Below are 25,962 nucleotides of genomic sequence, written 5' to 3'. Positions count from 1 at the left end.
TGAATGCTGATCTCGGCGGCCGGCTGCGGAAGACCCGTGTGGCACCGGACTTGTCGGATGCTGTCTACTGCAGTACCCGTTGCCGCGACACGTTGAACAGGGCGGCCAACTCGCCAGGCCCGTACAAGCGCGGTTGCTTCACCGGCTTTTCGGCATCAGGTGATGACGGTCGCTTGGAGCTAATTGAGGGTCGAGAGGAAATTCGACCAAAGTCGGCCGTCGAATCGCAGGATCGGGCCGGAAGGGTCCTTGCTGTCACGGACCTCGACGGCGTGGTCGACCTGCCGAGCCTCGACGCAGGCACCGTTGCTGCCGCTGCCGCTGCCGCTGCCGCTGCGGGTGCTCTTGCGTTAGGCGGAGTGGCTGCTCGTCAACCCGCACTGCCTCGTCGATCATGGGGTTGTGGTGGGTGACAAACTACCCGAACCACACCCGATCGGGCACCACAACTCCATGATCGACGACTCCGGACCACCCTCATGTCGCGATCTTGCACGTACTGTCCCGGTGTAAAGGGCATTCCGCGCTTTTCGGCGACCGAATCTGACCACGCACGGCCCGGTCCTTCCAGGGTCGACCGGGCGAGCTGCCCTGAGAGGTGATGGGCTCGTCCCAATCAGGGCTGGGCGAACAGGGGCCCGTAGTTCGAGCGGAACATCTGCTCTCCGAGGCGGCGCATCACCAGGTCGCGCAGCGCGGGCGGGAGCCCGGTGGCCTTGTCGCGGCGGTGGGTCTGGCTGAGCACCCAGTTCGTCCGAGGGCGGCGCCGCACCTCGAAACCACGCAAGGCGTCGGCGATGGAATCCGAGTTGGCCAACGACGAGGCGAGCACGACGGCGTCCTCCAGGGCCATCGCCGCGCCCTGGGCCATGTTCGGTGAGGTGGCGTGGGCGGCGTCGCCGATCAGCAGCACCGGCCCTCGGGACCAGGAGTCGAGCACGACCTCCTGGTTCGGGCCGGCGTGCAGGGTGCTGTCGTCGTGGTCGAGGGCCTTGAGCATGATGGTCGCCGGCTCGGTGAACGACTCGGCCACGTCGTCGCGCCAGCCCGGCCGGTCCGCCACCGGGCCGTCGTTGTAGTAGCAGTACGTCTGCTCGGCGCTGATCGGGATCGTCAGGAACTGCCGTCCGCGCCCCAACTGCACCGACCAGAACGGCTCGTCGTCGATGCGGGGAGCAACCCAGCGGTACGCGTACTGGCCCAGGTTGCGGGCCGCCTGACCGTCGAAGGCGAGCCGACGTACTGCCGAGTTCACGCCGTCCGCGCCGATCACCAGGTCGTACCGTTCGGTGCTGCCGTCGTCGAACTCGACGGCGACCCGGTCACCCTCCGGGGAGAGCGCGACCGGGTGGCGACCCCAGCGGATCGGGGCGTCGCCGACGCCAGCCAACAGGGCCCGGTGCAGCTGGGCCCGGGGCAACGACACGCACGGCCCGACGCCCTGCCACAGGGCGGCCACGTCGATGTCGAAGAGGCGACGACCACGCTGGTTCGCGCTGCGCTGACGGATGATCTCCACGGCGACGTCGGCGACCGGCTCCCGCAGACCGAGGACGTCGAGCATCCGGGTGGCATTGCCGGTGAGGTAGATGCCGGTGCCGGAGTCGGTCGGCCCGGGTGCCCGCTCGACCACGTCGACGGTCGCGCCCCACTCGCGCAACGCGGCGAGCGTCGCCAGCCCCGCGACGCCCCCACCGACGATCAGTACCCGGACACTGTTACCCCGCACGACACGTTCCTCCCCGATGCTCAGGCCTGCTGAGCTGCTGCTCAACGGTTCGGCCGACGCAGCACTCTAGAAGGCGGGTGAGGCAGCGCACGGGAACGGGGGCTGAATTACCGAGGAATGGGCTGCGACGATGAGGGCATGATCACCGCCGAGGTGTATGTGGAGTTCGGCAGGCGTGAGGCGCGCGGGGTGTCACCCACGTACGAGCGTCTGTCGCACGCCGTAGCCGACGACGAGCCCCTGCTCACTCTGCTGGACGGGCTTCCGCCGGCCAAGCGGCAGCCGAACCTGTTGTTCAGCGTCGTCCGCTGGCTCGGCGGTCCGGTCGACGACCCGGCCGCGTTCCACGACTTCGTGGTGACGCACTGGCCCGCCGTCAAGGCGGAGCTGCTCACCCGGGCCACCCAGACGAACGAGGCCGGCCGGTGTGCCGTGCTGCTGCCGGTGCTCGCCGCGCTGCCGCAGCCCCTCGCCCTGCTGGAGGTCGGCGCCTCCGCCGGGCTCTGCCTCTACCCCGACCGGTACGCCTACCGCTACGGCGAGCACCAGGTCGGCACCGGTGAGCCGGTCCTGGAGTGCGCGGCCAGCGGGTTGGTGCCGCCGGCACGCGTACCCCGGGTGGTGTGGCGGGCCGGCCTCGACCTGAACCCGCTCGACGTGACCGACCCCGGCGACGTGTCCTGGTTGGACGCGCTGATCTGGCCGGAGCACGCGCACCGGCGGGCCCGGCTGCGCGCTGCGGCCGCGGTCGCCGCGGCCGACCCGCCGCTGCTGGTCCGCGGTGATCTGGTGGACGACCTGCCGGCGCTGGCGGCTCGGGCGCCGGCTGACGCGACGCTTGTGGTCTTCCACACGTCCGTGCTGTACCAGGTGCCGCCGCCGCGGCGGGAGGCGTTCGTCCGGCTGGTCGGTGAGCTGCCCGGCCACTGGATCGCGAACGAGGCCCCGGAGGTGCTGGGGTACGACGGGTTACCCGCCCCGCCGGACGATGCCATGCACAACGTCCTCGCGTTGGACGGTCGTCCACTGGCCTGGGCGCGGGGCCACGGCCAGGCGATGACCTGGTTCGGGTGACGCCGCGAGTTGGCTCAGCGGGCCGGTTCGGGCATCCGGGCGCGTAGGGCCTGGAGGAACCACTCCGCCGCCGGGGCGACCGCGTCGCCGGTCGACCAGCCGTTGATCACCGACAGCAGGTCGAGGTACCGGTCGCGGCGGGGATCGTTCGCCACGGTCAGCCGTTCGAGCAGCCGCTGGCGCAGGCCGGTGTCGTCGGGGCGGCCCCGCAGACGCGCGTACCGGTCGATGACCACCGCGACCACGGCATCCGCCTCGGGAGCGGTCGGATCGAGACCGGCCGCCAAGGCGGGGGCCACCGCGTCCCGCACCACCGCGACCGCGTCCGGGCGGGGCAGTTCCGTAACGTCGTGGTCGGCGGCGTGCTGCCGCGCCAACTGCCGCATGCTCGCCCGAAAGGTGGGGTCCCGACACAGCTCGGCCAACTCCAACCACGCCTCGACCTGCTCGGTGGTGGGCTCGTCGGGCAGCTCCGGCGTCATCGAGACCATCACACCCGGGTACGCGGGCTGGTCGCCCAGGCCGGCGAAGACGGTGTCCAGGAAGTCGCCCACGAGTCGTCCCCGCTGATGCGTGGTGAGCTGGGCCAACCGGTGCAGGTCCTCCACTTCGGACGAGCTGGCTCCGCGCTTCGCGGCGACGGTGAGCACCGCCTGGCGTAGCCGCAGCACCCGGATCTGCACCGCCAACGCCTCGGCGTGCGCGGCGGCCACCTCGGGCAGGGGCACCTCGCGGTCTACCACACGGCGAATGGTGGCCAGGTCCACGCCCAGGTCGCGCAGGGTGCGGACCAGCTCCAGCCGGGCAACCGCCTCGGCGTCGAAGAGGCGGTAGCCGGCCGGGCTGCGATCGGTCGGTGGCACGATGCCGGTGTCGGCGTAGTACCGGATGGTCTTGACGCTCAGGCCCGTCCGCCGGGCGAGGTCGCCGATCGTGTACCGCGTCTCCCCACTCATGCCACCACCCTCGCGCCTCCCCCCGGTGGAGACTCAAGCACCACCCGGCCAGCCTCCTAGACTGCCCCGGTGAGCGGAGAGCGGAAACCCCTGGCCGGCCGGCCGCTCACCGAGCCGCACCCGTCCCGCCTGCCGCCCGAGCACCCCGACCGGGCCCGGATCCTCGCCGCGCACGACGCCGCGCTCGCTGCCGACGAGGCCGGTTACCTCGACCCGGCGAGCGGGTTGTTCGTGCTCAGCGCCGGCTTCCTGGCCCGTCGCGGCACGTGCTGCGGGCGGGGTTGCCGACACTGCCCGTACCTGGACGATCCACCGTCCGGATAGGCGTGAATGAGGACTACCGCCCGACCCGGACACCCCGTACGGTTTCCGACGGACAACCGGCGGGCGCTTTCCGCCGTCGGTCGGCGAGAGGGTGGAACGTGCGCGGGCGGATCGTGGTCGCCGGGGTGGCGGGGCTGTTGGTGAGCGGGTGCGCCGCCGAGGCCGAGCCGGTGGCGGTGCCGCCGCCGGTGCCGATCGCCGTGGACGTGGCGGCGGCCTCCTCGGGCGGGGCCTGCCGACTGCTGGACTTCGCGGTCATCGAACAGCTGGTCAAGGTGCGCTTCGACGTGGCGGCGGCCAGCGAACAGGGCGACACGCACACCTGTGTGGTCCGGGCTGCGGGAGCGACGCTGCCGGAGCTGACGTTGAGTGTGTCCGAGACCACGATCGACAAGACCACCTTCGGCGCGGACGTGGTGCCCGACAAGGCGGCGAAGGTCACCGGGCTGGGCCAGCAGGCGTACCGCCGGACCATCGCCGCCGCCAGTGGGCGCGGACCGGTCGCCGAGGTGGGTTGGCTGGCCACCGACGGGCGGTTGGCCACGGTGAGCTGGACCTCGGCCCGTGGCAGCGAACGCTCGGCAGCGGAGAAGCTGACCGGCGACCTGACCGCACTGGCGAAGAAGGTGGACACCCGGGCGTTGTGACGCCCGGGTGCCTGGTTGGTCAGTTGGCGGCGACGAAGACCCGGGAGGCGACCTCGCGGGGCAGCCGCACCCGGTCGCCGGAACGGTCGATGGACACCCCGTCGCGCTCCTGCGCCACGGTCACCGTCGCGCCGGGGTCGACGCCGGCGGCGTGCAACTGGCGTAGCACGTCACCGTCGGTCTGCACGCTCTCGCAGATCCGGCGGACCACGACCGGCCCGGAGAGGCCCGGGAAGGCCAGGTTGCGCTCGCCCTCGGCGGCCTCGGTGGCTTCCGCCTCCGGTGAGCCCAGCTCCTCCAGGCCCGGGATCGGGTTGCCGTACGGGGAGCGGGTCGGCCGGTTGAGCAGGTCGTAGACCCGCTTCTCCACGGCGTCGCTCATCACGTGCTCCCAGCGGCAGGCCTCTTCGTGGGCCTCCTCGTAGGGCATCCCGATGACGTTGACCAGCAGCAACTCGGCGAGGCGGTGCTTGCGCATCACCGAAACGGCCGTGCCGCGACCCAGGGCGGTGAGCGTGAGGTGTCGGTCACCCTCGACGGTGAGCAGGCCGTCGCGCTCCATCCGGGCGACGGTCTGGCTCACGGTGGGGCCGCTCTGTCGCAGTCGCTCGGCGATGCGGGCACGCAGCGGTGGCACCCCCTCCTCTTCCAGTTCGAGGATGGTGCGCAGGTACATTTCGGTCGTGTCGACCAGGTCGTGAGACTTCATAACGTCAGCGGCCCTCCGGTGCACATGTTACCTCGGTGAACGACTGGCGACCGCCGCCGAACCGCGGGCCGCCGACACGAATGGTGTTTGATGGTCGCCATGTCCGGTCCCCAGGAGCCGTTGGTCGAGGTCGATCGCCTTGCCGCCGCGCTCGACGATGTCGATCCGCCCACCCTGCTCGACGTCCGCTGGCGGCTCGTCGGCCCGCCCGGCCGTGACGACTACCTCGCCGGCCACCTGCCCGGCGCGGTCTTCGTCGATCTGGACACCGTGTTCTGCGGCGCTCCGGGTGCCGGCGGTCGGCACCCGCTGCCCGACCCGGCGACGTTGCAGGCCGGGCTCCGGGCTGCCGGCGTCCGCGCCGGTCACCCCGTCGTGGTGTACGACGGCGGCGACGGTCTTGCCGCCGCGCGGGCCTGGTGGACGTTGCGCTGGGCGGGACACCACCCGGTGAGCCTGCTGCACGGTGGCTACCCGGCCTGGGTCGCGGCCGGTCTGTCCGTCTCCACCGACGCGCCCGCCCCGACCCCCGGCGACGTCGTGGTACGTCCGGGTGATCTTCCGGTGCTCGACGCGGGGCAGGCCGCCGTGCTGGCCGCCGCCGACGACGCCGTGCTGCTCGACGTACGGGCGGCTCCCCGTTACCGGGGTGAGGTGGAGCCGATCGACCCGGTCGCGGGGCACGTGCCGGGGGCGGTGAACCTGCCCGCCGGTGCGTACGTAGGCCCGGACGGGCGCTTCCCGGCCGCCGACGTGCTGGGCGAGCGGTTCGCCGCCGCCGGGGTGACCGCAGCGCGGACCGTCGGGGCGTACTGCGGCTCCGGGGTGACCGCCGCGCAGGCGGTGCTCGCGCTGCACCTGGCCGGCCGCACGGACGCGGCGCTCTACGTTGGATCGTGGAGCAACTGGGTCGCCGATCCGGCTCGCCCCGTCGCCGTCGGGCAGACACCTGGCCGTTGACCAGCGCGTGCGGTGGGCCGGCGGCGGTCCCCGTGCGACGATGGGCTCATGTCCGACGACACGGTGGTGGTGTGGGACGAGTCGCTGCTCGCCTACGACATGGGTGACCATCCGCTCGACCCGATCCGGGTGGAGCTCACCTTCGCGCTCGCCCGCGAGCTGGGCATCCTGGATCGTCCCGGGGTGCGGATGGTCAAGCCGGAGATCGCCGACGACTCCGTGCTCACCCGGGTGCACGACCCCGCCTACCTGGCCGCGGTGCGTGCCGCGCCGCGCGACCCGCTCTTCGCCGGTTACGGGCTGGGCACCTCGGACAACCCGGTGTTCGAGGGCATGCACGAGGCCAGTGCGTTGATCGCCGGGGCGACGGTGGCTGCCGCCGAGGCGGTCTGGCGCGGGGACGCGCGGCGGGCGGTGAACGTGGCCGGCGGCCTGCACCACGCGATGCCCGCCCGGGCCTCCGGCTTCTGCGTCTACAACGACCCCGCGGTGGCCATCGCCCACCTGCTCGATCTCGGTGCCGAGCGGATCGCGTACGTGGATGTCGACGTGCACCACGGCGACGGGGTGCAGCAGATCTTCTGGGACGACCCCCGGGTGCTGACGGTCAGCCTGCACGAGACCCCACTGGCGCTCTTCCCGGGCACCGGTTTTCCGGACGAGACGGGTGGGCCGGGCGCGCAGGGCACCGCCGTCAACATGCCGCTGCCCCCGGGTGTCGACGACACCGCCTGGCAGCGGGCCTTCCACGCGATCGTGCCGTCGGTGCTGCGCGCGTTCCGGCCGCAGGTGCTGGTCACCCAGTGCGGCGCGGACGGTCACCGACTGGATCCGCTCGCCGACCTGAACCTGACGGTGGACGGGCAGCGGGCCACCTACCTGGCGATGCGGGCACTCGCCGACGAGCTGTGCGACGGTCGCTGGGTGGCCACCGGCGGCGGCGGATACGCGCTGGTCGAGGTGGTGCCCCGGGCCTGGAGCCACCTGCTGGCCGTGGCCACCGGCGCCCCGATCGACCCGGCCACCCTCACCCCGCCCGGATGGCGGGACCTGGTCGCCTCCCGTCGGCTGGGCCGGGAGGTGCCGTTGCGGATGACCGACGACGCGGACCCGTCGTACGAGCCGTGGCAGCCGACCGGTGAGCCCAACGCGGTGGACCGGGCGATCGCGGCCACCCGCAAGACGGTCTTCCCGCTGCTCGGGCTCGACCCGCACGATCCGCGGGACTGAGCCGGGCCGTTTCGGTGACGAGCCTGAACCAGCCCGTCGACGTGCTGCTCAGCGACGGCAGCACCGTCCAGTTGCGACCGATCGACCCGGCCGACGCGCCGGGCATCGTGGCGATGCACAGCCGGTTCTCCGAGCGCACCCGCTACCTCCGGTATTTTTCCCCGTACCCGCGCATCCCGGAACGGGATCTGGTCCGTTTCGTCACCGTCGACCACCACGACCGGGAGGCGTTCGTGGTGCTGGCCGCCGGTCAGATCGTCGCGGTCGGCCGGTACGAGCGGCTCGGCCCGCAGGCCCCGGAGGCGGAGGTGGCCTTCGTGGTGGAGGACGCCTTCCAGGGCCGCGGCATCGGCTCGGTGCTGATGGAGCACCTGGCCGACGCGGCCCGTCGCAACGACATCATGAGCTTCGTCGCCGAGGTGTTGCCGGCCAACGGGACGATGCTGCGCGTCTTCGCCGACTTTGGTTACCAGGTCCAGCGCGAGTACGCCGACGGCGTGGTGCACCTGAGCTTCCCGATCGCGCCCACCGAGGCGACCCTGGAAGTGCAACGCGGCCGGGAGCACCGCACCGAGGCCCGCTCGATCGCCCGGCTACTCGCCCCACGGGGCATCGCCGTCTACGGTGCCAGCGCCACCGGTCAGGGCGTCGGCGCGGCGGTGCTCGGGCACCTGCGGGACGGTGGCTTCACCGGCGCGGTGGTGCCGGTGCACCCGAGCGCGTCGACAGTGGCCGGCCTGCCCGCGTACCCCTCGGCGGTCGAGGCCGGCACGCCGGTGGACCTGGCGGTGGTGGCGGTCCCGCCGGAGGCGGCGACCGCAGTCGTCGCCGACGCCGCCGCGGCGGGGGTGCACGGCCTGGTGGTCATCTCGGCCGGCTTCGCCGAGGCCGGAGCGGAGGGCGCGGCCACGCAACGTGCGCTGGTCCGCGCGGCGCACGCCGCCGGCATGCGGGTGATCGGCCCGAACTGCCTGGGCGTGGCCAACACCGACCCGACGGTACGCCTCAACGCCACCCTCTCCCCGGCACTGCCGCCGGCCGGACGGGTGGGCATCTTCAGCCAGTCCGGCGCGTTCGGGGTGGCGTTGCTCGCCGAGGCGGACCGGCGTGGCCTCGGGCTGTCCAGTTTCGTCTCGGCCGGAAACCGGGCGGACGTCTCCGGCAACGACCTACTTCAGTATTGGCAGGACGACCCCGGCACCGACGTGATCATGCTGTACCTGGAGACCTTCGGTAACCCACGCAAGTTCGCCCGGTTGGCCCGGCGTATCGGCCGCGCCAAACCGGTCGTCGCGCTCGCCTCGCCGGCCCGCCCGGTGGGGGTCGGTGACACCGCCGGGCCGGACGAGGTGGCGGTGGCCGCGCTCTTCGCCCAGTCCGGGGTGATCCGGGTGGACACCGTGCCGGAGCTGCTCGACGTGGGTGTGCTGCTGGCCAATCAGCCGTTGCCGGTGGGCGGACGGGTCGGTGTGGTCGGCAACTCCTCGGCCCTGACCGGCCTGGCCGCCACCGCCTGCGTCGGGCAGGGCCTCACCGTGGCCGACGGTTATCCCCGCGACGTCGGGCCGAGCGCCGGTGCCGCCGAGTTCGCCGCCGCTCTCGCCGAGACGGCCGGCGACGAGCGGGTGGACGCCCTGGTGGTGGTCTTCGCTCCGCCGCTGCCCGGGCAGCTGACCGAGGTGGACGCCAACGTGACCGCCGCGCTACCGGCCGCCCTGGCACTGGGTAAGCCGACCGTGGCGACGTTCCTGGTCGGGCGGCTGCCGCCGGGCGTGCCCGCGTACGGGGGCGTGGAGGAGGCCGTGCGGGCTCTCGCCCGGGTGCACAGGTACGCCGAGTGGTTACGACGTCCGCCCGGGGTGGCGCCCGAGTTGCCCGGCGTCGACCAGGCCGCCGCGCAGGCCGCGCTCCGCGCCGACGGCACCGATCCGGGCGCGCTGCTGGCCGCGTACGGCATCGAGGTGGTGGCCTCGGTGACGGTCGACTCGGCCGACGCGGCGGTCGACGCGGCGGCGCGGCTGGGTTTCCCGGTGGTGCTCAAGGCGGCCGCCCCCGGGCTGCGGCACCGGCTCGACCTCGGCGCGGTCCGGCTCGACCTGCCCGACGAGCCGACCCTGCGTCGGGCGTACGCCGAGCTGGCGGCGACCTTCGGAGCGGACGCGCTGGTCCAGCCGATGGTGCCGCCGGGGGTGGCCTGCGTGGTCGAGTTGGTGGAGGACCCGGCGTTTGGGCCGGTGGTCGGCTTCGGTCTCGGCGGGGTCGCCACCGAGTTGCTGGGCGATCGGGCCTGGCGGGCGGTTCCGCTGACCGACACCGACGCGGCCGAGCTGGTCGACGAGCCCCGGGCGGCGCCGTTGCTGCGCGGGCACCGGGGTGCCGCACCGGTCGACCGGGCGGCCCTGGCTGACCTGCTGCTGCGGGTGGGTCAGCTCGCCGACGAACAGCCCCGGGTGCGTTCGTTGACCCTCAACCCGGTGCTGGCCCGCCCGGGCGGCATCTCCGTCCTGCACGCCCAGGTACGCGTCGGCGGTGTGGCCGCCCGCCCCGACACCGGCCCCCGCCGCCTCTGAGTGCGCCCGGTCAGGCGCGGCTGGAGATCTGTTGGACGCCCCACGAGTTGCCGTCCGGGTCGGTGAAGAAGACGAAGCCGATGTTGTCCAGCGGGTCCGGCACCGGCCGGGGGTTCTGTCCCACCGTCTGGATCTCGCTGACCTCCACACCGCGTTCGACCAGCTCCGCGTGGGCGCGCTTGAGGTCGGGCACCACCAGTTGTAGGCCCTTGAGGGAACCCGGCGGCATCTCCGGGACGACGCCCTTGCCGATCACGATCGAGCAGCCGGAGCCGGGCGGGGTCAACTGCACGATGCGCGCCTCGTCGCTGATCACCGTGTCGTGGTCCACCGTGAAGCCGAGCTGGTCGGCGTAGAACTTCTTCGCCCGGTCCAGATCGGAGACCGGCACGATCACCACTTCCAACGTCCAGTTCATCTTTGCTCTCTTCTTGTCGTCGTTGTCGATCGCAGCAGCTCGGCGAGCCGCGTGAAGCTCTGCCCGACGCCCCGGGTCATCGGGTAGCGCAGCACGATGTCCCGCCCCTCCGCGGTGGCGTAGAGCAGCGTGGTGGTGACTGTCGTCCGCCCGGCCACCTCGGTGAACTCGTGGCTGACCAGCGTCTCGCCCGGGTAGGACTGGTCGTCGAACAGTTCGGTGCAGACCAGCCGGTGCGGTGGCTCGATGTGTCGGTAGGCCCCAGCCTGGACCATCCGGGCGCCGTCCGGGCCCTGCGACACGAACCGCCACCGCCCGCCGACCCGCAGGTCGACGTCGCACTCCACCAGGCTCCAGCCGCGCGCGCCGTACCACCGGACCAGCAGGTCGGGTTGGGTGAAGGCGGCGAACACCAGCCGCGCCGGTGCCTCGAACAGCCGGCTCAACACGATCTCCCGGTCACCCGGGGTGTGTACGACGAGCGGGTCGTCGACGCCGCTCACCCGCGCGACCTGTCCGGGTGGGAGTGTCGACCGATGCTGTCGGTCTGGTCGTCGGCCTGGATGTCGTCGAGCAGCGCGTCGAGGCGCTGATAGCTCTCCGCCCAGTAGCCGCGGTAGTCGGCGAGCCATGCTGTCGCCTCCCGCAGCGGGCGGGCCTCCAGCCGGCACGGCCGGCGCTGGGCGTCCCGCCCCCGGCTGACGAGGCCGGCGCGTTCCAGCACCTTGAGGTGCTTGGAGATCGCCGGCTGGCTCATGGCGAAGGGTTCTGCCAGCTCCGTCACGCTCGCCTCCCCGGCCGCGAGCCGAGCGAGGATGGCCCGTCGGGTCGGGTCGGCCAGTGCCGCGAACGTCGCGTCCAGCAGTTCGGTGCTCACCACGCATAACCTCCTGGTTTTATAACCATGTGGTTTCTATCGTGGATCGAGGTCACCGGTCAAGAACCACGACAGCATGGAAGGCCCCGGCGAACCGCCAGGGCCTTCCATGGGAACCGGGTGCGTCAGCAGGCGTACGCCTCCAGGCGCTGGGCCCGCTCCGGTGCGCGCAGCTTCAGCAGCGTCACCTTCTCGATCTGCCGGATCCGCTCCCGGGACAGCCCGAACTCCCGGCCGACCTCGTCCAGCGTGCGCTGCCGGCCGTCGTCCAGACCGAACCGGAGCCGGATGACCGCCTGCTCCCGCTGGGACAGGGTGGCCAGCACCACGCTGACCTCGTTGCGCAGCTCACCCTGGGCGGCGGCGTCGCCCGGCTCGGTACGCGGATCCACCGATGCCACGAAGTCACCGAGCGCGCTCTCGCCGTCGTCGCCGACGGCCTGGTCCAGGCTGACCGGCTCCCGGTCGTAGGAGATCAGCTCGATGACCTGGATCTCGGGGATCTCGAGGGCGCGGGCGACCTCGGCGACCGTGGGTTCGCGGCCCAGCGTCACCGACAGCTCGCGGCGGGCCCGGACCATCCGGTTGACCTGCTCGACCATGTGCACCGGGATGCGAATGGTGCGGGCCTGGTCGGCCATCGCGCGGGTGATCGCCTGCCGGATCCACCAGGTCGCGTACGTGGAGAACTTGTAGCCCTTGGCGTAGTCGAACTTCTCCACCGCCCGGATCAGGCCGAGGTTGCCCTCCTGGATCAGGTCCAGGAACGCCATGCCGCGACCGGTGTAGCGCTTGGCGATGCTGACCACCAGCCGCAGGTTCGCCTCCAACAGATGGTCCTTCGCGGCCCGGCCCTCCGCGACGATCAGCTCCAGGTCCGCCCGCAACTCGGCGGAGACCGGCGTGCAGGTCGCCAGCTTCTCGTCGGCGAACAGTCCGGCCTCGATCCGCCGGGCCAGGTCGACCTCCTGCGCGGCGGTCAGCAGCTTCGTCCGGCCGATCCCGTTGAGGTACGCCCGGACCAGGTCGGTGGAGATGCCACGCTCGTCGGTGGCGTCCAGGTCGGTGAGGACCTCGGAGGCCCCGTCGGTGTCGGTCGTGGTGGACGGGCGCGTCTGGTGTTCCGTCATCTGCAGGACCATCTCTGTCTCTCCCCGTTTCCACGTCTGTGCCGTGTCTCCGGCCCAGCGGTGCCGGTGTGAGACACAGCTTGGCGGGCGGGGCGTAAAACGGGAGTGAGGCGATCGGGCACCCGACAGGAATTGGGTCGGGTCGTTGGTGCGGTGTGTCGTCCGGGTGTGCGGTTGCCCGCCACGGTTACGTTGCGGACGGTCGGCCAGCTCGGGTCGGCGAGGACGACAAATGGAGGACGGCGTGGTCTTCAAGCGGCTCATGAAGGCGATGGGCGTCGGCGGCCCGTCGGTGGAGACGGTGCTGGCCAACCCGAACTGCCGCCCGGGCGGCCAATTGGAGGGCCGCATCCAGGTGATCGGCGGCGACCACCAGGTCGACATCGACCAGGTACACCTCGGCCTGGTCACCAGGGTCGAGGTGGAGAGCGGCGACAACGACTACGACACCACCCAGGAGTTCCACCGCCAGCAGGTCACCGGTGCGTTCCGGCTGGAGCCGGGGCAGCGCCACGACCTCCCGTTCCGCTTCGCCGTGCCGTGGGAGACGCCGGTCACCGAGCTGTACGGGCAGCACCTGCACGGCATGACGATGGGTCTGCGTACCGAGCTGGAGGTCGCCCGCGCGGTCGACAAGGGTGACCTGGACGCCGTGTCGGTGCACCCACTGCCGGCACAGGAGCGGCTGCTCGACGCGTTGCTGCGGCTGGGCTTCCGGTTCGCACGCGCCGATGTGGAACGTGGGCACATCTACGGCGTACGGCAGACGTTGCCGTTCTACCAGGAGATCGAGTTCAACCCCGCGCCGCAGTACGCCCGCTCGATCAACCAGCTGGAGGTCACCTTCATCGCCGACGCCCAGCAGATGCAGGTGGTGCTGGAGGTCGACAAGCGCGGCGGCGTCTTCAGCGAGGGCCGGGACGCCTTCGGCCGGTTCACGGTGGACCACGCCACCGCCGACCGCACCGACTGGACCGCCGAACTCGACAACTGGCTCCGCCAGTCCCTGTCCCGCCGAGGCCTCTTCTCCTAACCCGACCTACTCCCACCCACCCCCCCCGGGCGGGGCCGGGCCGGGGGTGGGCTGGGGTGGGGTGGGGGTGGGGTTAGAGGTCTAGGAGGAGGGTTTGGGGGCCTATGTTGGTGCTCTCGACCAGCATGTGGGCGCGGAAGCGGCCGGTCTCGACCTTGGCGCCGCGTTCGCGTAGCGCGTCGACGACGGCGGTCACCAGTGGTTCGGCCACCTCGGCGGGGGCGGCTGCCGTCCAGCTCGGACGGCGTCCCTTGCGGGCGTCGCCGTAGAGGGTGAACTGACTGACCACCAGGATCGGCGCGCCGGTGTCGGCGGCGGATCGCTCGTCGTCCAGGATGCGCAACTCGTGCACCTTGCGGGCCATCGTCTGAGCGGTCTGCGCGGTGTCGGTGTGGGTCACCCCGAGCAGCACCAGCAGGCCGTTCTCGATCGCGCCGACCACCTCGCCGTCCACGGTCACGCTGGCCCGCCCGACGGTCTGCACCACGGCCCGCATCAGGCGGTGACCTGCTCGATGAAGCCGCGCTCGACCAGGTGCGCCACGATCGGGCCGGCGGCCTCGGCCATCTCGTCGGGCTCGACGTCGTGCGCGGCGGCGAGCAGGGCGAGCTGGTCACGTAGCGGCAGCCGGCCGTCGGCGCCACCGACCAGCGCCAGCACCAGCGGGTCGATCTCCTCGGTCCAGCGCAGGCCGTGCGGCATCGCGAGGACCTGCCGGTCCACTGCCCAGCCCTCGTCGCCCATGGTGGCCTCCTGGCGCAGTTGGAGGCCGTCGGCGGCCCGGTAGCGCTCGGCGAGCAGCGCTTCGGTGTCGCGTACCCGGAGGAAGTCCTGGCGGTCGAACCAGGCCGCGATCTGGTCGCCGAGCGGTGGCTGCACCCGCTGGCGCAGGTCCTCCACCCGGACCACCGGCTCGGCGTGCCCGCCCCGGCGCAGCGACACGATGCCGAAGCCGATCCCCTCCACCTTGTGCGCGTCGAACCAGTCCAGCCAGGCGGCCATGCGCTGCGGGTCGGGGGTCTCGCCGACGTCGGTGAGCCACAGGTCGACGTACGCCATGGGGTCGGCCACCTCGCGCTGGATGACCCAGGCGTCCAGGCCGGTCCCGGCGAACCAGCCGGCGACCCGTTCGTCCCACTCCTCACCGGCGACGTGCACCCAGTTCGCCAGGTACTGCATGGTGCCGCCCTCGGTGAGCAGGCCCGGGGCGGCGGCGGCCAGCTCGGCGCCGATCGCGTCACCGACCCGGCCGGAGTCACGGTAGACGTGCGTGGTGGTGCCCGGGCCGACCACGAACGGCGGGTTGCTCACCACCAGGTCGAAGCGTCGGCCGGCCACCGGGGCGACCAGGTCGCCGCGCAGCAGCTCCCAGTCCTGGCCGTTGAGGGCGGCGGTGGTCGCGGCGAAGCGCAGTGCCCGCTCGGAGAGGTCGGTGGCGGTCACCGAGTCGGCGTGGGTGGCCAGGTGCAGGGCCTGGACGCCGGAGCCGGTGCCCAGGTCCAGCGCGGTGCCGACCGGCCGGCGCATGGTCGCGCCGATCAGGGTGTGGGTCGCCCCGCCGATGCCGAGCACGTGCTCGGCGTGCAACGGGCGACCCGGCCGGGCGCTGGCCGGCACGTCGGCGAGCACCCACCAGTCGTCCCCGTACGGCTCCAGGTCGACGCCGGCCCGCAGGCCGTCGCCGTACCGTTCGACCAGCCCGCCAGCGAGGGCCTCCTCCAGACTCAGCGGCGTCAGCGCGGCGACCACCGCCGCCTCCGGTTCGGTCTGGTCGCAGATGAACACCCGGATCAGGGTGCCCAGTGGGTCGCCGTCCTCGGTGGCGCGCAGCGCGGCGCGATAGTCGTTGCGGGCGACCGCGGCGGTTGCCTGCGCGCCCAGCCGCTCGGCGATGCCGTGGCTGGTGAACCCGGTCCGGGTCAGCGCGGTCCGCAGTGCGTCGACGCCGGCGGGGGAGAGCAGCATGTCGTGTTCGTCCACGCCGCCATCCTGCCTTCCACCGCGACGTCGGGCGCGGCCACCCGCCGGATCGAACCCGGAGCGTCGGTGTTCGTCCGCGGTGGGCGGCCGGGCAGGATGGGGTCATGACGCTCGTGCTTCCCATCGACCCCGAGGCCAACCGGCTGCTGGAGCGCAGCCCGCTGGCCCTGCTCATCGGCATGACCCTGGATCAGCAGGTGCCGATGGAGAAGGCGTTCTCCTCGCCGTACGTGCTCACCCAGCGGCTCGGTCACGAGCTGGACGCGGTCGAGCTGGCCGGGTACGACCCGGAGGCGCTCGTCGCGCTCTTCGCCCAGCCGCCCGCGTTGCACCGGTTCCCGAAGGCGATGGCGGCCCGGGTGCAGGAGGTCTGCCAGGTGCTGGTGGAGCGCTACGACGGCGACGCGGCACTGCTCTGGTCGGATGTCGCCGACGGGCCGGAGCTGCTGCGCCGGGTTTCCGGGCTGCCCGGCTTCGGCAAGCAGAAGGCGCAGATCTTCGTGGCCCTGCTCGGCAAGCGGTTCGGGGTGACCCCGCAGGACTGGCGGCAGGCCGCCGGTGGGTACGGCGACCCGGGCGCGTACCGGTCGGTGGCCGACGTCACCGACGCCGACTCGTTGCGCCGGGTGCGGGAGTTCAAGCAGCAGATGAAGGCGGCGGCCAAGGCCAAGACCACCGACGGCTGAGCCGGCCGCTCAGGCGGCGGTGGGGTGCGCCAGGGAGGCCAGCGCGCGCCGCACGTCGGCGAGCGAGACGGTCGCCGAGTCGTCCAGGTCGGCCAGGCCGGCCTCGATCCACTGGCGCATCAGGGTGGTGACCCCGATGCCCCGGGCGTCGGCGGCGGCGCGCACCCGCTCGTAGGTCTCCAGTGGCAGCCGGACCGACCGGCTGACCATCGGCACGTCGGTGTCGGGGGTGGGGAGGTCCACCGCCGGGCTCTCGTCGATCAACTCGGCGATCCGGTCGTCGCCGCTGTGGAACTGCTTGGTCGCGTCGTTTCGGTGCATCGTCACGGCCTCCTCATCGGCGAGATCTCCGCACGGCCTCGTCGTAGCGCTTGGACTCGGCGTCGCTCAGCTCACGGGCGGAGAGGATGTCCCAGTCGTTGTCGGTGCCATCGGCCTCGGCGAGCAGCACTGCCAGTCGGCGGCCCCGACGGGCGGCGGCGTAGACCACCATCACGTCGTCGCCCAGATGGCGGATGACCCGTCGGGCGCTGTGCAGCGCCTCCCAGACTTCCCCGGGCGTGACGTCGTAGACCCTCAGGTTGGCCAACGCCTCGTCGGTGAAGCTGAACCTGCTGCCCACGCTGGCGAGCGTACCACGCACGTAACACGTGGCGTGATGACTCGAAGTTCGCTGATCACGGTGTCGCGGTGACAGGATGAGGGGCAATCCCCTCGTAGGAGGTCCATGGTGAAGCGTCAGGCGTACCAGCCGATTCTGATCACCGACGCCTCGCGCAGCCAGGACGATCAGCTCACCAGTCGCCAGCGCCGTTATGTCCTGATGATGGGCATCCGAGTGCTGTGCATCATCGTCGGCGCGATCCTGGTCGGTGCGAACGCCCCACTGCTCTGGCTCTGGCTGCCGTTGTGCGGCCTCGGCATGGTGCTCATCCCCTGGCTGGCCGTGCTGCTGGCCAACGACCGGCCGCCCAAGGAGGAGCACCGGCTGGCCAACCGGTTCCACCCTCGCCAGCAGGACGACACGCCACCGATGAGCCTCACCGCCGAGGAACGCCCGCACAAGGTCATCGACGCCGAACCCTGACCCGCGAACGGGTCAGGGTTCGTACCGTCAGGGCTGTGGACGTGCGCCCGCGGTGGAGACGGCCAGCGCCCCCAGGTCGGTGGCGCGGCTCAGCGCCGCCGCCGGGGTGGCACCCGCGAGCCACGCGGTGAGCAGGCCAGCCGCGAAGGCGTCGCCGGCGCCCGTGACATCCACCACCGCCACCCGGCGGGCCGCGGCCACGCAGACCGCCGCGCTGCGGTCGACCCAGACCGCGCCGGCCGCCCCGCGCTTGACCACGACCCGCTGGGCCGTCGCCGACAACACCCGCCCCTGCGCCGCCGGGTCCAGCCCGCCGGCCAGCACCGTCGCCTCGTCCGCGTTGACCAGCAGCAGGTCGACGTCGCGTACCCAACTCAGGAACGCCGCCGCGCCGACCCGCCGCAGCGGCGCCGCGGAGGCCGCGTCGACGCTGATGGTGAGCCCACGCTCGCGCGCGGCGGCCAGCGCCCGCAGCCCCGCGCCACGCGACGCGGCGTCCAGCAGGGTGTACGCGGACAGGTGCAGGTGCCCAGCGTCGGGTGCCGCCGCGACGGCACGCTCGACGTGCGCGGCGGTCAGCCGCAGGTTCGCGCCCCGCTGGCTGACCATGGTCCGTTCGTCGTCGTCCGCCAACACGATCACCGTGCCGGTCGGCACGCCCTCGATCCGCTCCACCGCGCAGTCGACACCCGCCCGGGTCAGCTCGGCCACCCGGTCCCGCCCCGCGTCGTCGTCACCGACCGCGCCGACGAGCGTGACGTCGACCCGCTGCGCGGCGACCCAGGCAGCGGTGTTGGCCGCCTGACCGCCGCCGCCGAGACTGATCTGCGCTCCGGTGTCCGAGCCGGCCGCGAGGGGCCCGGACAGCACGGCGACCACGTCGGTGATCACGTCGCCGACGACGACCACCCGGGCCGGTCGGGTCACGCCGGGGAGGTGGTGCGGCGGGCCGCTGCGGCGACCGCGATCCGCGCGGCCAGGTCGGCGTTGCGCAGGATGATCCGGACGTTCACCGCCAGGCTCGCGCCCTCGGTGGCCGAGTGGAAGTGCGCCAGCAGGTACGGCGTGACGGCCTTTCCCGTGACGCCGTCCCGCTCCAGCAGGGACAGGCCCTCGGCGAGCGTCCGGTCGTGCAGCTCCGGGTCGAGCTGCTCGTCGACCGGCAGCGGGTTGGCGACGAGCAGCCCGCCGGTGTGCAGGGCGTGCTCGTCCCGGGCGGCGAGCACGGCGCCGACCTGCTCCGGTGAGTCCACCGACCAGTCCAGGTCGAAGCCGGCGTCGGTCAGGTAGAAGCCGGGGAACCGGCGGGTGCGGTAACCGACCACGGCGACGCCGAGGGTCTCCAGGCGCTCCAGCGTCGCGCCCACGTCGAGGATCGACTTGACCCCGGCGCAGACCACCGCGATCGGGGTCTGGGCCAGGGTGACCAGGTCCGCCGACTCGTCGAAGGTGTGCGCTGCCTCCCGGTGCACCCCACCCAGCCCGCCGGTGGCGAACACCCCGATCCCGGCCGCGGCGGCCACCGCGCTGGTCGCGGCGACGGTCGTCGCGCCGTCCGCGCCCGTCGCCGCCGCCAACGCGAGGTCGCGGACCGAGAGCTTGGTCACTCCGTCGACGGTGGCGAGGCGGGTCAGCTGAGCGTCGTCGAGGCCGACCACCAGTTCGCCGCCGATCATTCCGATCGTCGCCGGAACGGCCCCGGCGTTCCGAACAGCTTGCTCGATCTCCCTGGCCACCCGCAGGTTCTCCGGCCGGGGCAGTCCGTGCGAGACGATGGTGCTCTCCAGGGCGACGACGGGTCGGCCGTCGCGAAGGGCTTCGGCGACCTCGGCGCCGTAGCTGATGCGAAAGTCAGTCACATTGGCACCGTACGGTGTCGGGTGTCCGCCGGCCTCAAGTGGACCCGGCCGTGATGACCTGCCAAACTTGTTGGTTGGAGGTGCAGACGTGAGCACAGAGGTTCTCGAGCGTCCGGAGCTGAAGGACGCCGACACCGGTCCCGAGATGTTCCACTACGTCCGCAAGGAGAAGATCGCCGAAAGTGCCGTCATGGGCACCTTCGTCGTCGCGCTCTGCGGTGAGACGTTCCCGGTCACCAAGGCCGCCAAGCCGGGTTCGCCGGTCTGCCCCAAGTGCAAGGAGATCTACGACTCGTACCGCGAGTGAACGCGGGCCGGCGTCCCGGCCGGCGACGTAGCCTGCGGCGGTGACCACCTCCACCGCCCTGCTCCTCGCCGACCTGACCGGGGTGGCGGTGTTCGCCGCGTCCGGTGCCTCGGCGGCGGTGGCGAAGCGACTGGACCTGTTCGGCGTCGCCTTCGTCGGCTTCGTGGCCGCCCTCGGCGGTGGGATCTTCCGGGACCTTGCCATCGACGAGGTCCCGCCGTTGGCCTTCGCCGACTGGCGGTACGCGGCCACCGCCGCGACCACCGCGCTCGCCGTCTTCTGGCTGCACCCCCAACTGGCCCGACTGCGCACCACCGTCCTGGTGCTGGACGCGGCGGGCCTGGCACTGTTCACCGTCACCGGCACTCTCAAGGCACTCGACGCCCGGGTGCCAGCGGTCGGTGCCTGCCTGATCGGCATGCTCACCGCGATCGGCGGCGGGCTCGGCCGTGACCTGCTCACCGCCGAGATCCCGGTGGTGCTGCGCCGGGAGATCTACGCGCTGGCTGCGCTGGCCGGCTCGATCCTGGTGGTGATCCTGTACGCCACCGACCAGGCTGGGCCGGCGCCGCTCACCGCCGCCGCCGTCCTGGTGTTCGGGCTGCGCCTGATCGCACTACGACGACGGTGGTCCGCCCCGGTGGCGACGCTGCGCCCGCCACGCACCGGTGACCCGGAGTGGTGAGGCCCGTTCTGCCGGGGTGACAGATGTGACCAGCGTGGCGTCGCCTGGGACGTCGGGCCGACGCTGGTTATGCTGAGTCGGCCTTCGCGGCAGCTTCTGCGCGGAGGCGTTTTCATGGGCGGCGGTCAACGTGGCCCTCGCCCCGGATCCGCCATCGTGCGGTCGGAGAGGAGCTTCGCGTGGCAGCCCGGACGCCGGTGCTCGAGACGTTTCCGGCACTACGCGCCTGGCAGCGTAAGGCCCTGGTCGAATACCTGCGCCGGCGTACCGAGGACTTCACCGCGGTCGCCACCCCTGGCGCCGGCAAGACCACCTTCGCCCTGCGGATCGCGGCCGAGCTGCTCGGTGACGGCACCGTCGAGGCGGTCACCGTGGTCGCACCGACCGAGCACCTGAAGAACCAGTGGGCCGAAGCCGCGGCCCGGGTGGGCATCCAGCTCGACGCGGCGTTCCGTAACGCCGACGTGCACTCCGCGGCCGACTTCCACGGCGCGGTGGTCACCTACGCGCAGGTGGGAATGGCCCCGCAGGTCCACCGGCGGCGCACCATGACCCGACGCACCCTGGTCATCCTCGACGAGATCCACCACGCAGGCGACTCCCGGTCCTGGGGCGACGGGGTGAAGAACGCCTTCGAACCCGCCGTACGCCGGCTGATGCTCACCGGCACCCCGTTCCGCTCCGACGACAACCCGATCCCGTTCGTCAGCTACGAGCGGGGCGGAGACGGGCTGCTGCGCTCCCGCGCCGACTCGGTCTACGGCTACTCCGACGCGCTGCGCGACGGCGTGGTCCGGCCGGTGCTCTTCCTGGCGTACTCCGGGGAGACCCGTTGGCGGACCAACGCGGGGGAGGAGCTGGCCGCCCGCCTCGGTGAACCGATGACGCAGGATCTGGTGGCGCAGGCCTGGCGTACCGCCCTGGACCCCGCCGGCGACTGGATGCCGCAGGTGCTGAGGGCCGCCGACGCCCGACTCACCGTGCTGCGCAACGCGGGTATGGCCGACGCCGGCGGACTGATCATCGCCACCGACCAACAGACCGCCCGCTCGTACGCCAAGCTGATCGAGCAGGTGACCGGCGAGAAGGCCGCCGTGGTGCTCTCCGACGACCAGGGCGCGTCCGCCCGGATCGCGACGTTCGCGGCGTCCGACCAGCGGTGGCTGGTCGCGGTGCGGATGGTGTCCGAGGGGGTCGACATCCCCCGCCTCGCGGTCGGGGTCTACGCCACCAGTGCCAGCACGCCGCTCTACTTCGCCCAGGCGATCGGCCGGTTCGTCCGGGCCCGTCGGCCCGGGGAGACCGCGTCGGTGTTCCTGCCCAGCGTGCCGCACCTGCTCGGGCTGGCCAGCGAAATGGAGACCGAGCGGGACCACGTACTCGGCAAACCCAAGGAATCCGACGGCTTCGACGACGACCTGCTGGAACGAGCGCAGCGCGACGACCAGGCCAGCGGGGAGTTGGAGAAGCGTTTCGCCGCGCTCTCGGCCACCGCCGAGCTGGATCAGGTGATCTTCGATGGCGCGTCCTTCGGCACCGCGGCTCAGGCCGGCACCCCCGAGGAAGAGGAATACCTCGGCCTACCCGGCCTGCTCACCGCCGACCAGGTCTCCCTGCTGCTGACCAAGCGGCAGGCCGCGCAACTCGCCGCCCAGCGCCGTCGTACCGCCGACGGGCCCGCTCAGCCGGCCGCTGCGCCCACAGCGGCGCCACCGGCACCCATGAGCGCCGCCCAGCGCCGCGTGGCGCTCAGGCGCCAACTGAACGCTCTGGTGGCGGCCCGACACCACCGCACCGGCCAACCCCACGGCAAGATCCATGCCGAGTTGCGCCGCCTCTGCGGCGGCCCGCCGAGCGCCCAGGCCACCATCGAGCAGCTCGAGGAACGCATCGCCACCGTCCAGACCCTCTAGACCCGCCCCGGTCGGCGGTCCTGCCCGGGTCGGCGGTCCTGTATGCGCCCGTGCTTGGAACGCACTGCCTGCGCCCCGTGCCTGCGACAGGGCCTGTGGCCGTGCTGGCGGTTTGATCCACTCGGCTTCCTTGAAGACGCGGTCTTGGAGCGGCGTGGAGGGCGCGACTTCCTTGAAACCGAGTGGATCACGGCTTTGGTCCGGGGTGGGGCCGAGGATTGTCTTCCTGAAACGCCCGCGCTGTGGGTGTCCCTACGTCAAGATCGCGCGATATCCGGGATGTAGTGGCATCCGTGCGTCGGTGAGACCACTACATCCTGGTTCGAGCACGATCTTGGAGTTCGTGGGCGACTCCGAACCTGTTTCCGGTCCCTCGGGGCGGTATGCGTCGTCAAGGTCCGCGCAATCTCGGGGATTTTGGTGCTTCCCGCGTGTCGGAGGCAGCAACTTTTGGGAAGTTGCGGAGATCTTGACGCGGGACGCGGGACGCGGGACGCGGGACGCGGGACGCGGGACGCGGGACGCGGGCAGGAAAAAGCCGGCCGGAGACACCCTCGGGGTGCCTCCGGCCGGCTATGTCGGTTTGCGGATTTAGTTCGCCATCAGATCGGCGCCACGCCAGCTGAAATCGGGCTCCGTCGCGAACCGCTCGGTGATCTTCACGAGATCCTCCGCGTACTTGTTCGCATGGTGCCCGCAGAACACCAGCTCGCTCCCACCCGCCAGAGTGATCCGGAGCTTCCCGGCAGCATTGCAGCGGTCGCACCGTTCATCGGCGGCTGGGGGCGCCACCGTCTCGGGCGGCGGCGTGAGGGTCGGGGTCATCGCCTTCCTCCTCTGGTCGTCACCGATGAACAATCTCTTCGGTCGTTGCTCACCTATGGTGCAACACCCTTGCTAGGCACTGCCTTCCCTGTGTGCCCGCGGGGGACCGAGGTCACACCTGGCAGGGACAGTGTGCCGTGCACCCAGGGTGCCACGTCAACGATCACATTCGTGCATCCGGACGATCACCATCTGGTGTTGCACACCAGGTGGTCAAAAAGACACGTTCGGTTGACGAAACCCGGTCAGTCCAGGTAATCCCGGAGGACCTGCGACCGGGACGGGTGGCGCAGCTTGGACATCGTCTTGGACTCGATCTGCCGGATCCGCTCCCGGGTCACCCCGTAGACCTGGCCGATCTCGTCCAGCGTCCGTGGCTGACCGTCGGTCAGGCCGAAGCGCAGGCGTACCACACCCGCCTCACGCTCGGAGAGCGTCTGCAGCACCTGCTGGAGCTGGTCCTGCAGGAGCGAGAACGAGACCGCGTCCACCGCGACGACGGCCTCGGAGTCCTCGATGAAGTCGCCGAGCTGGCTGTCGCCCTCGTCACCGATGGTCTGGTCCAGAGAGATGGGCTCCCGGGCGTACTGCTGGATCTCCAGCACCTTCTCCGGTGTGATGTCCATCTCCTTGGCCAGTTCCTCCGGAGTGGGCTCGCGGCCCAGGTCCTGGAGCAGCTCGCGCTGTATGCGGCCAAGCTTGTTGATGACCTCGACCATGTGCACCGGGATGCGGATGGTGCGGGCCTGGTCGGCCATCGCGCGGGTGATCGCCTGCCGGATCCACCAGGTGGCGTACGTGGAGAACTTGTAGCCCTTGGTGTAGTCGAACTTCTCCACCGCGCGGATCAGGCCGAGGTTGCCCTCCTGGATCAGGTCGAGGAAGGCCATGCCGCGGCCCGTGTACCGCTTCGCCAGGGACACCACGAGTCGGAGGTTCGCCTCCAGGAGGTGGTTCTTGGCCCGCTCGCCGTCGCGGGAGATCCAGCCCAGGTCGCGGACCATCTCCCGGACGAGCTTCTCCTCGCCCTCGTCGGCGGCCCGCAGCCGTTCGGCGGCGTAGAGCCCGGCCTCGATCCGCTTGGCCAGCTCCACCTCCTGCTCGGCGTTGAGCAGCGGAACCTTGCCGATCTGCTTCAGGTACGCACGGACCGAGTCGGCGGAGGCGGTCAGCTCGGCGTCTCGCCGGGCCTGCTTGAGGGCCTCGGACTCCTCGTCGTCCCACTCGAAGTCGTTGTCGGTCGCCGAGGCGGCCGCGTCGGTCTCGGCGGCCTGGGTCAGCTCGGCCGGCTCCTCGACCACCACGTCCTCGATGGCGGCGGCCAGCTCCTCCGGGTCGATCTCGCCCTCGGCGCCCTCGCCCTTGGCCTTGGTGCCGGCCTTGGCACCAGCGGCGGCGACCGTCGCCTTGGTGGCCCGGGTCGACTTGGTGGCCTTCGCCGGCGCGGCAGCGCCGTCGGCGGGGGTGCCGGTGGCCTTGCGTGCGGCCACCTTGCGCGGGGCCGGCGTGGACGGCGTGTCGTCGGAGGCGGGCGCCTGCTTCGGGGCGGGCGCGGCGGCCTTCTTGGTGGTCTTGGCGGTGGTGGCCCGGGACGCCGGCGTGGTCGAGCGGGCCGCGGCGACGCGGCGGCGGGTGCTCGCCGAGCCGTCCACCACTACGGTCACTCCCGCCTCGGAGAGCGCCCGCAGAATCTTCTTGGCCTGGGCCGGAGTCACCTCGGCGGACTCGACGGTGCGCGCGAGCTGGGCCGACGTGAGCTGACCGCCGGCGCTCTGCGCGTGGGCGATCAGGGTGTCGGTGAGCGAGCGAACGTCGGCGCCGGTCTGGCGGGGTTCTGTCACGAATGACCTTCCGGAGGCGAAGAGCGGGCACGGCCGGGTTGTCCGGCACAGCGTGGGGCAACCGGGCCGGGCAATGTGGTTGAGGGACCCTCGTGTCGCGGACCGGCCGGTGGTCGGCGGTCCGTGGCGCGTGGGCAGGGGTGAATTGTAACGCCGTCTGCGGCGATCATCCTGCGCCGCACTGCGTAACGGCAGTGGGACCGCCGATTCGGCGCTGATGTGGACTTTGTAAGGATGATACTCGCGCGGGGCCCCGAACGCCCCGGTCGTGCGGGAAGGGGACGTTGGGATGGGCCATTCGGCGGCGTCACCTCGGGAACTTCTGGCGGTCGCGCTCGGCGTCGCCCGGGATGCGGCGGCCACCGCGTACCGGATGCGGGTCGAGGGTGTCTCCGTGGCGGCGACCAAGAGCACCGTCACCGACGTGGTCACCGCAGCCGACCGGGCGGTCGAGCGGCAGGTGCTGGACGCGCTGAAGGAGCTTCGACCGGACGACGCGGTGCTCGGCGAGGAATACGGTACGCGGGACACCGGGCCGGTCGCCCCGGGCGGCGTGCGCTGGATCGTCGACCCGATCGACGGGACCGTCAACTACCTCTACGGGCTGCCGTACAGCGCGGTGTCGCTGGCTGCCGAGGTGGACGGCGTGGTGGTCGCCGGCGTGGTGCGCAACGTGAACACCGGCGAGGAGTGGACTGCCACGGTCGGGGGCGGGGCCTGGCGCGACGGTGTCCGGTTGCGCTGCTCCGGCGAGGTCGATCTGGGGCAGGCGCTGGTCGGCACGGGCTTCGGATACGACGCTGGTCGTCGCGTCCACCAGGCCCAGGTGGTCGCCGGGCTGATCGCGCACGTACGGGACATCCGCCGGCTGGGCGCCGCCGCGTTGGACCTGTGTCTGGTCGCGGAGGGCCGGCTCGACGCGTACTTCGAGAAGGGTCTTGCGCCCTGGGACCTGGCGGCGGGCGGGTTGGTGGCCGCGGAGGCGGGGGTCCGGGTCGCCGGCCTGGCCGGTGGGCCGCCGGGGCCGGACCTGGTGGTCGCGGCCCCGCCGGCGCTGTTCGGGTCGTTGCACGACCGGCTGGCCGAGTTGGACGCCGCCGGCGGCCCCTGACCGGCCGATCA

28 protein-coding genes and 1 pseudogene are annotated in these 25,962 nt (G+C 72.0%); 13 read left to right on the top strand and 16 right to left on the bottom strand.

From position 1 onward, the window contains the following. Positions 1 to 179: 179 nt before the first annotated feature. Both ABGB10_RS28395 and ABGB10_RS28390 read right to left on the bottom strand, forming a co-directional pair. Positions 180 to 338: pseudogene (locus ABGB10_RS28395) on the bottom strand (DUF397 domain-containing protein); the annotation flags it as partial. A gap of 278 nt (positions 339 to 616) precedes the next feature. Beyond that, positions 617 to 1,729 (bottom strand): FAD-dependent monooxygenase, encoded by a 1,113-nt coding sequence (locus ABGB10_RS28390; protein ID WP_347664059.1) that lies wholly within the window; start codon positions 1,727 to 1,729, stop codon positions 617 to 619. Positions 1,730 to 1,867: 138 nt separating this feature from the next. Between ABGB10_RS28390 and ABGB10_RS28385 the strand changes: the two genes are divergently transcribed. Next, positions 1,868 to 2,803 carry a DUF2332 domain-containing protein gene (locus ABGB10_RS28385; protein WP_347664058.1) on the top strand — a complete coding sequence of 312 codons (936 nt, stop codon included), beginning with the start codon at positions 1,868 to 1,870 and terminating at the stop codon, positions 2,801 to 2,803. A 14-nt stretch (positions 2,804 to 2,817) separates the two neighbouring features. On the opposite strand, the gene ABGB10_RS28380 is transcribed toward ABGB10_RS28385, so the two are convergent. Further along, a complete protein-coding gene (locus tag ABGB10_RS28380; RefSeq protein WP_347664057.1) occupies positions 2,818 to 3,759 on the bottom strand; it encodes a MerR family transcriptional regulator in 942 nt (313 codons plus the stop codon). Between the two features lie 69 nt (positions 3,760 to 3,828). On the opposite strand from ABGB10_RS28380, the gene ABGB10_RS28375 reads away from it, so the two are divergent. Beyond that, positions 3,829 to 4,083 carry a DUF5522 domain-containing protein gene (locus tag ABGB10_RS28375; protein WP_347664056.1) on the top strand — a complete coding sequence of 85 codons (255 nt, stop codon included), beginning with the start codon at positions 3,829 to 3,831 and terminating at the stop codon, positions 4,081 to 4,083. Between the two features lie 98 nt (positions 4,084 to 4,181). Next, the gene (locus ABGB10_RS28370) at positions 4,182 to 4,730 is read left to right on the top strand and encodes a hypothetical protein (protein WP_347664055.1); all 549 of its coding nucleotides are present in this window, start codon (positions 4,182 to 4,184) and stop codon (positions 4,728 to 4,730) included. Between the two features lie 19 nt (positions 4,731 to 4,749). Here ABGB10_RS28370 and ABGB10_RS28365 read toward each other — a convergent pair whose 3' ends face one another. After that, a complete protein-coding gene (locus tag ABGB10_RS28365) occupies positions 4,750 to 5,439 on the bottom strand; it encodes a metal-dependent transcriptional regulator (protein ID WP_347664054.1) in 690 nt (229 codons plus the stop codon). Positions 5,440 to 5,538: 99 nt separating this feature from the next. On the opposite strand from ABGB10_RS28365, the gene ABGB10_RS28360 reads away from it, so the two are divergent. The 3 genes from ABGB10_RS28360 to ABGB10_RS28350 are packed head-to-tail and all read left to right on the top strand — an operon-like array spanning position 5,539 to position 10,199. Continuing rightward, on the top strand, positions 5,539 to 6,399 hold the full coding sequence (locus tag ABGB10_RS28360; RefSeq protein WP_347664053.1) for a sulfurtransferase: 861 nt from the start codon (positions 5,539 to 5,541) through the stop codon (positions 6,397 to 6,399). 48 nt (positions 6,400 to 6,447) lie between these two features. Next, the gene (locus tag ABGB10_RS28355) at positions 6,448 to 7,629 is read left to right on the top strand and encodes an acetoin utilization protein AcuC (RefSeq protein WP_347664052.1); all 1,182 of its coding nucleotides are present in this window, start codon (positions 6,448 to 6,450) and stop codon (positions 7,627 to 7,629) included. 14 nt (positions 7,630 to 7,643) lie between these two features. Then, complete coding sequence (locus ABGB10_RS28350; protein ID WP_347664051.1) at positions 7,644 to 10,199, top strand: GNAT family N-acetyltransferase; 2,556 nt, start codon at positions 7,644 to 7,646, stop codon at positions 10,197 to 10,199. A gap of 10 nt (positions 10,200 to 10,209) precedes the next feature. Here ABGB10_RS28350 and ABGB10_RS28345 read toward each other — a convergent pair whose 3' ends face one another. From ABGB10_RS28345 to sigB, 4 genes are all read right to left on the bottom strand, one after another. After that, complete coding sequence (locus ABGB10_RS28345) at positions 10,210 to 10,617, bottom strand: VOC family protein (protein ID WP_347664050.1); 408 nt, start codon at positions 10,615 to 10,617, stop codon at positions 10,210 to 10,212. Further along, complete coding sequence (locus tag ABGB10_RS28340; RefSeq protein WP_347664049.1) at positions 10,614 to 11,120, bottom strand: SRPBCC family protein; 507 nt, start codon at positions 11,118 to 11,120, stop codon at positions 10,614 to 10,616. Before ABGB10_RS28340 ends, ABGB10_RS28345 begins: the two co-directional genes overlap by 4 nt. Beyond that, positions 11,117 to 11,494 (bottom strand): metalloregulator ArsR/SmtB family transcription factor, encoded by a 378-nt coding sequence (locus ABGB10_RS28335; protein ID WP_347664047.1) that lies wholly within the window; start codon positions 11,492 to 11,494, stop codon positions 11,117 to 11,119. Before ABGB10_RS28335 ends, ABGB10_RS28340 begins: the two co-directional genes overlap by 4 nt. A gap of 125 nt (positions 11,495 to 11,619) precedes the next feature. Continuing rightward, positions 11,620 to 12,624: an RNA polymerase sigma factor SigB gene (gene sigB / locus ABGB10_RS28330; RefSeq protein ID WP_347664046.1), complete on the bottom strand. Its 1,005-nt coding sequence runs from the start codon at positions 12,622 to 12,624 to the stop codon at positions 11,620 to 11,622. A 244-nt stretch (positions 12,625 to 12,868) separates the two neighbouring features. On the opposite strand from sigB, the gene ABGB10_RS28325 reads away from it, so the two are divergent. Continuing rightward, positions 12,869 to 13,657 (top strand): sporulation protein, encoded by a 789-nt coding sequence (locus ABGB10_RS28325; protein ID WP_347664104.1) that lies wholly within the window; start codon positions 12,869 to 12,871, stop codon positions 13,655 to 13,657. A gap of 73 nt (positions 13,658 to 13,730) precedes the next feature. Here ABGB10_RS28325 and dtd read toward each other — a convergent pair whose 3' ends face one another. Together dtd and ABGB10_RS28315 are read right to left on the bottom strand one after the other, a co-directional pair. Beyond that, a complete protein-coding gene (dtd, locus tag ABGB10_RS28320; RefSeq protein ID WP_347664045.1) occupies positions 13,731 to 14,153 on the bottom strand; it encodes a D-aminoacyl-tRNA deacylase in 423 nt (140 codons plus the stop codon). Continuing rightward, positions 14,153 to 15,637, bottom strand: coding sequence for a methyltransferase (locus ABGB10_RS28315; protein ID WP_347664044.1), 1,485 nt, complete (start codon positions 15,635 to 15,637; stop codon positions 14,153 to 14,155). The genes dtd and ABGB10_RS28315 overlap by 1 nt, the downstream gene beginning before the upstream one ends. Positions 15,638 to 15,741: 104 nt before the next feature. Between ABGB10_RS28315 and ABGB10_RS28310 the strand changes: the two genes are divergently transcribed. After that, entirely contained in the window at positions 15,742 to 16,323 is a 582-nt protein-coding gene (locus tag ABGB10_RS28310; RefSeq protein WP_347664043.1) for an HhH-GPD-type base excision DNA repair protein, read from the top strand. Positions 16,324 to 16,332: 9 nt separating this feature from the next. Here ABGB10_RS28310 and ABGB10_RS28305 read toward each other — a convergent pair whose 3' ends face one another. After that, positions 16,333 to 16,644, bottom strand: coding sequence for a hypothetical protein (locus tag ABGB10_RS28305; protein WP_074318058.1), 312 nt, complete (start codon positions 16,642 to 16,644; stop codon positions 16,333 to 16,335). A gap of 13 nt (positions 16,645 to 16,657) precedes the next feature. Then, positions 16,658 to 16,945, bottom strand: a complete 288-nt coding sequence (locus ABGB10_RS28300) for a hypothetical protein (RefSeq protein ID WP_088946797.1) — start codon at positions 16,943 to 16,945, stop codon at positions 16,658 to 16,660. A 105-nt stretch (positions 16,946 to 17,050) separates the two neighbouring features. Here ABGB10_RS28300 and ABGB10_RS28295 point away from each other — a divergent pair, with 105 nt between their 5' ends. Next, entirely contained in the window at positions 17,051 to 17,410 is a 360-nt protein-coding gene (locus ABGB10_RS28295) for a DUF3099 domain-containing protein (RefSeq protein ID WP_347664042.1), read from the top strand. 27 nt (positions 17,411 to 17,437) lie between these two features. Here ABGB10_RS28295 and ABGB10_RS28290 read toward each other — a convergent pair whose 3' ends face one another. Together ABGB10_RS28290 and ABGB10_RS28285 are read right to left on the bottom strand one after the other, a co-directional pair. Next, on the bottom strand, positions 17,438 to 18,337 hold the full coding sequence (locus tag ABGB10_RS28290) for a PfkB family carbohydrate kinase (protein WP_347664041.1): 900 nt from the start codon (positions 18,335 to 18,337) through the stop codon (positions 17,438 to 17,440). Next, positions 18,334 to 19,269, bottom strand: a complete 936-nt coding sequence (locus ABGB10_RS28285) for a pseudouridine-5'-phosphate glycosidase (RefSeq protein ID WP_347664040.1) — start codon at positions 19,267 to 19,269, stop codon at positions 18,334 to 18,336. Before ABGB10_RS28285 ends, ABGB10_RS28290 begins: the two co-directional genes overlap by 4 nt. A gap of 88 nt (positions 19,270 to 19,357) precedes the next feature. Between ABGB10_RS28285 and ABGB10_RS28280 the strand changes: the two genes are divergently transcribed. The 3 genes from ABGB10_RS28280 to ABGB10_RS28270 all read left to right on the top strand — a co-directional run bounded on the left by ABGB10_RS28280 (position 19,358) and on the right by ABGB10_RS28270 (position 22,174). Then, the gene (locus ABGB10_RS28280) at positions 19,358 to 19,576 is read left to right on the top strand and encodes a DUF3039 domain-containing protein (RefSeq protein ID WP_007456912.1); all 219 of its coding nucleotides are present in this window, start codon (positions 19,358 to 19,360) and stop codon (positions 19,574 to 19,576) included. 40 nt (positions 19,577 to 19,616) lie between these two features. After that, positions 19,617 to 20,261 (top strand): trimeric intracellular cation channel family protein, encoded by a 645-nt coding sequence (locus ABGB10_RS28275; RefSeq protein ID WP_347664039.1) that lies wholly within the window; start codon positions 19,617 to 19,619, stop codon positions 20,259 to 20,261. A gap of 179 nt (positions 20,262 to 20,440) precedes the next feature. Continuing rightward, a complete protein-coding gene (locus tag ABGB10_RS28270) occupies positions 20,441 to 22,174 on the top strand; it encodes a DEAD/DEAH box helicase (protein WP_145784901.1) in 1,734 nt (577 codons plus the stop codon). 591 nt (positions 22,175 to 22,765) lie between these two features. Here the strand turns inward: ABGB10_RS28270 and ABGB10_RS28265 are convergent. Both ABGB10_RS28265 and ABGB10_RS28260 read right to left on the bottom strand, forming a co-directional pair. Further along, the gene (locus ABGB10_RS28265) at positions 22,766 to 22,999 is read right to left on the bottom strand and encodes a hypothetical protein (RefSeq protein ID WP_030337431.1); all 234 of its coding nucleotides are present in this window, start codon (positions 22,997 to 22,999) and stop codon (positions 22,766 to 22,768) included. Between the two features lie 245 nt (positions 23,000 to 23,244). Next, entirely contained in the window at positions 23,245 to 24,840 is a 1,596-nt protein-coding gene (locus ABGB10_RS28260) for an RNA polymerase sigma factor (protein ID WP_347664038.1), read from the bottom strand. Positions 24,841 to 25,129: 289 nt separating this feature from the next. On the opposite strand from ABGB10_RS28260, the gene ABGB10_RS28255 reads away from it, so the two are divergent. Beyond that, positions 25,130 to 25,951 (top strand): inositol monophosphatase family protein, encoded by an 822-nt coding sequence (locus ABGB10_RS28255; RefSeq protein ID WP_347664037.1) that lies wholly within the window; start codon positions 25,130 to 25,132, stop codon positions 25,949 to 25,951. Positions 25,952 to 25,962 lie beyond the last annotated feature (11 nt).

The sequence above is a fragment of the Micromonospora sp. B9E7 genome, assembly GCF_039871815.1.
Taxonomy (GTDB): Bacteria; Actinomycetota; Actinomycetes; order Mycobacteriales; family Micromonosporaceae; genus Micromonospora.
The sequence above is the reverse complement of the archived record's forward strand: the minus strand, read 5'-3'. Positions and strand labels throughout refer to the sequence as shown.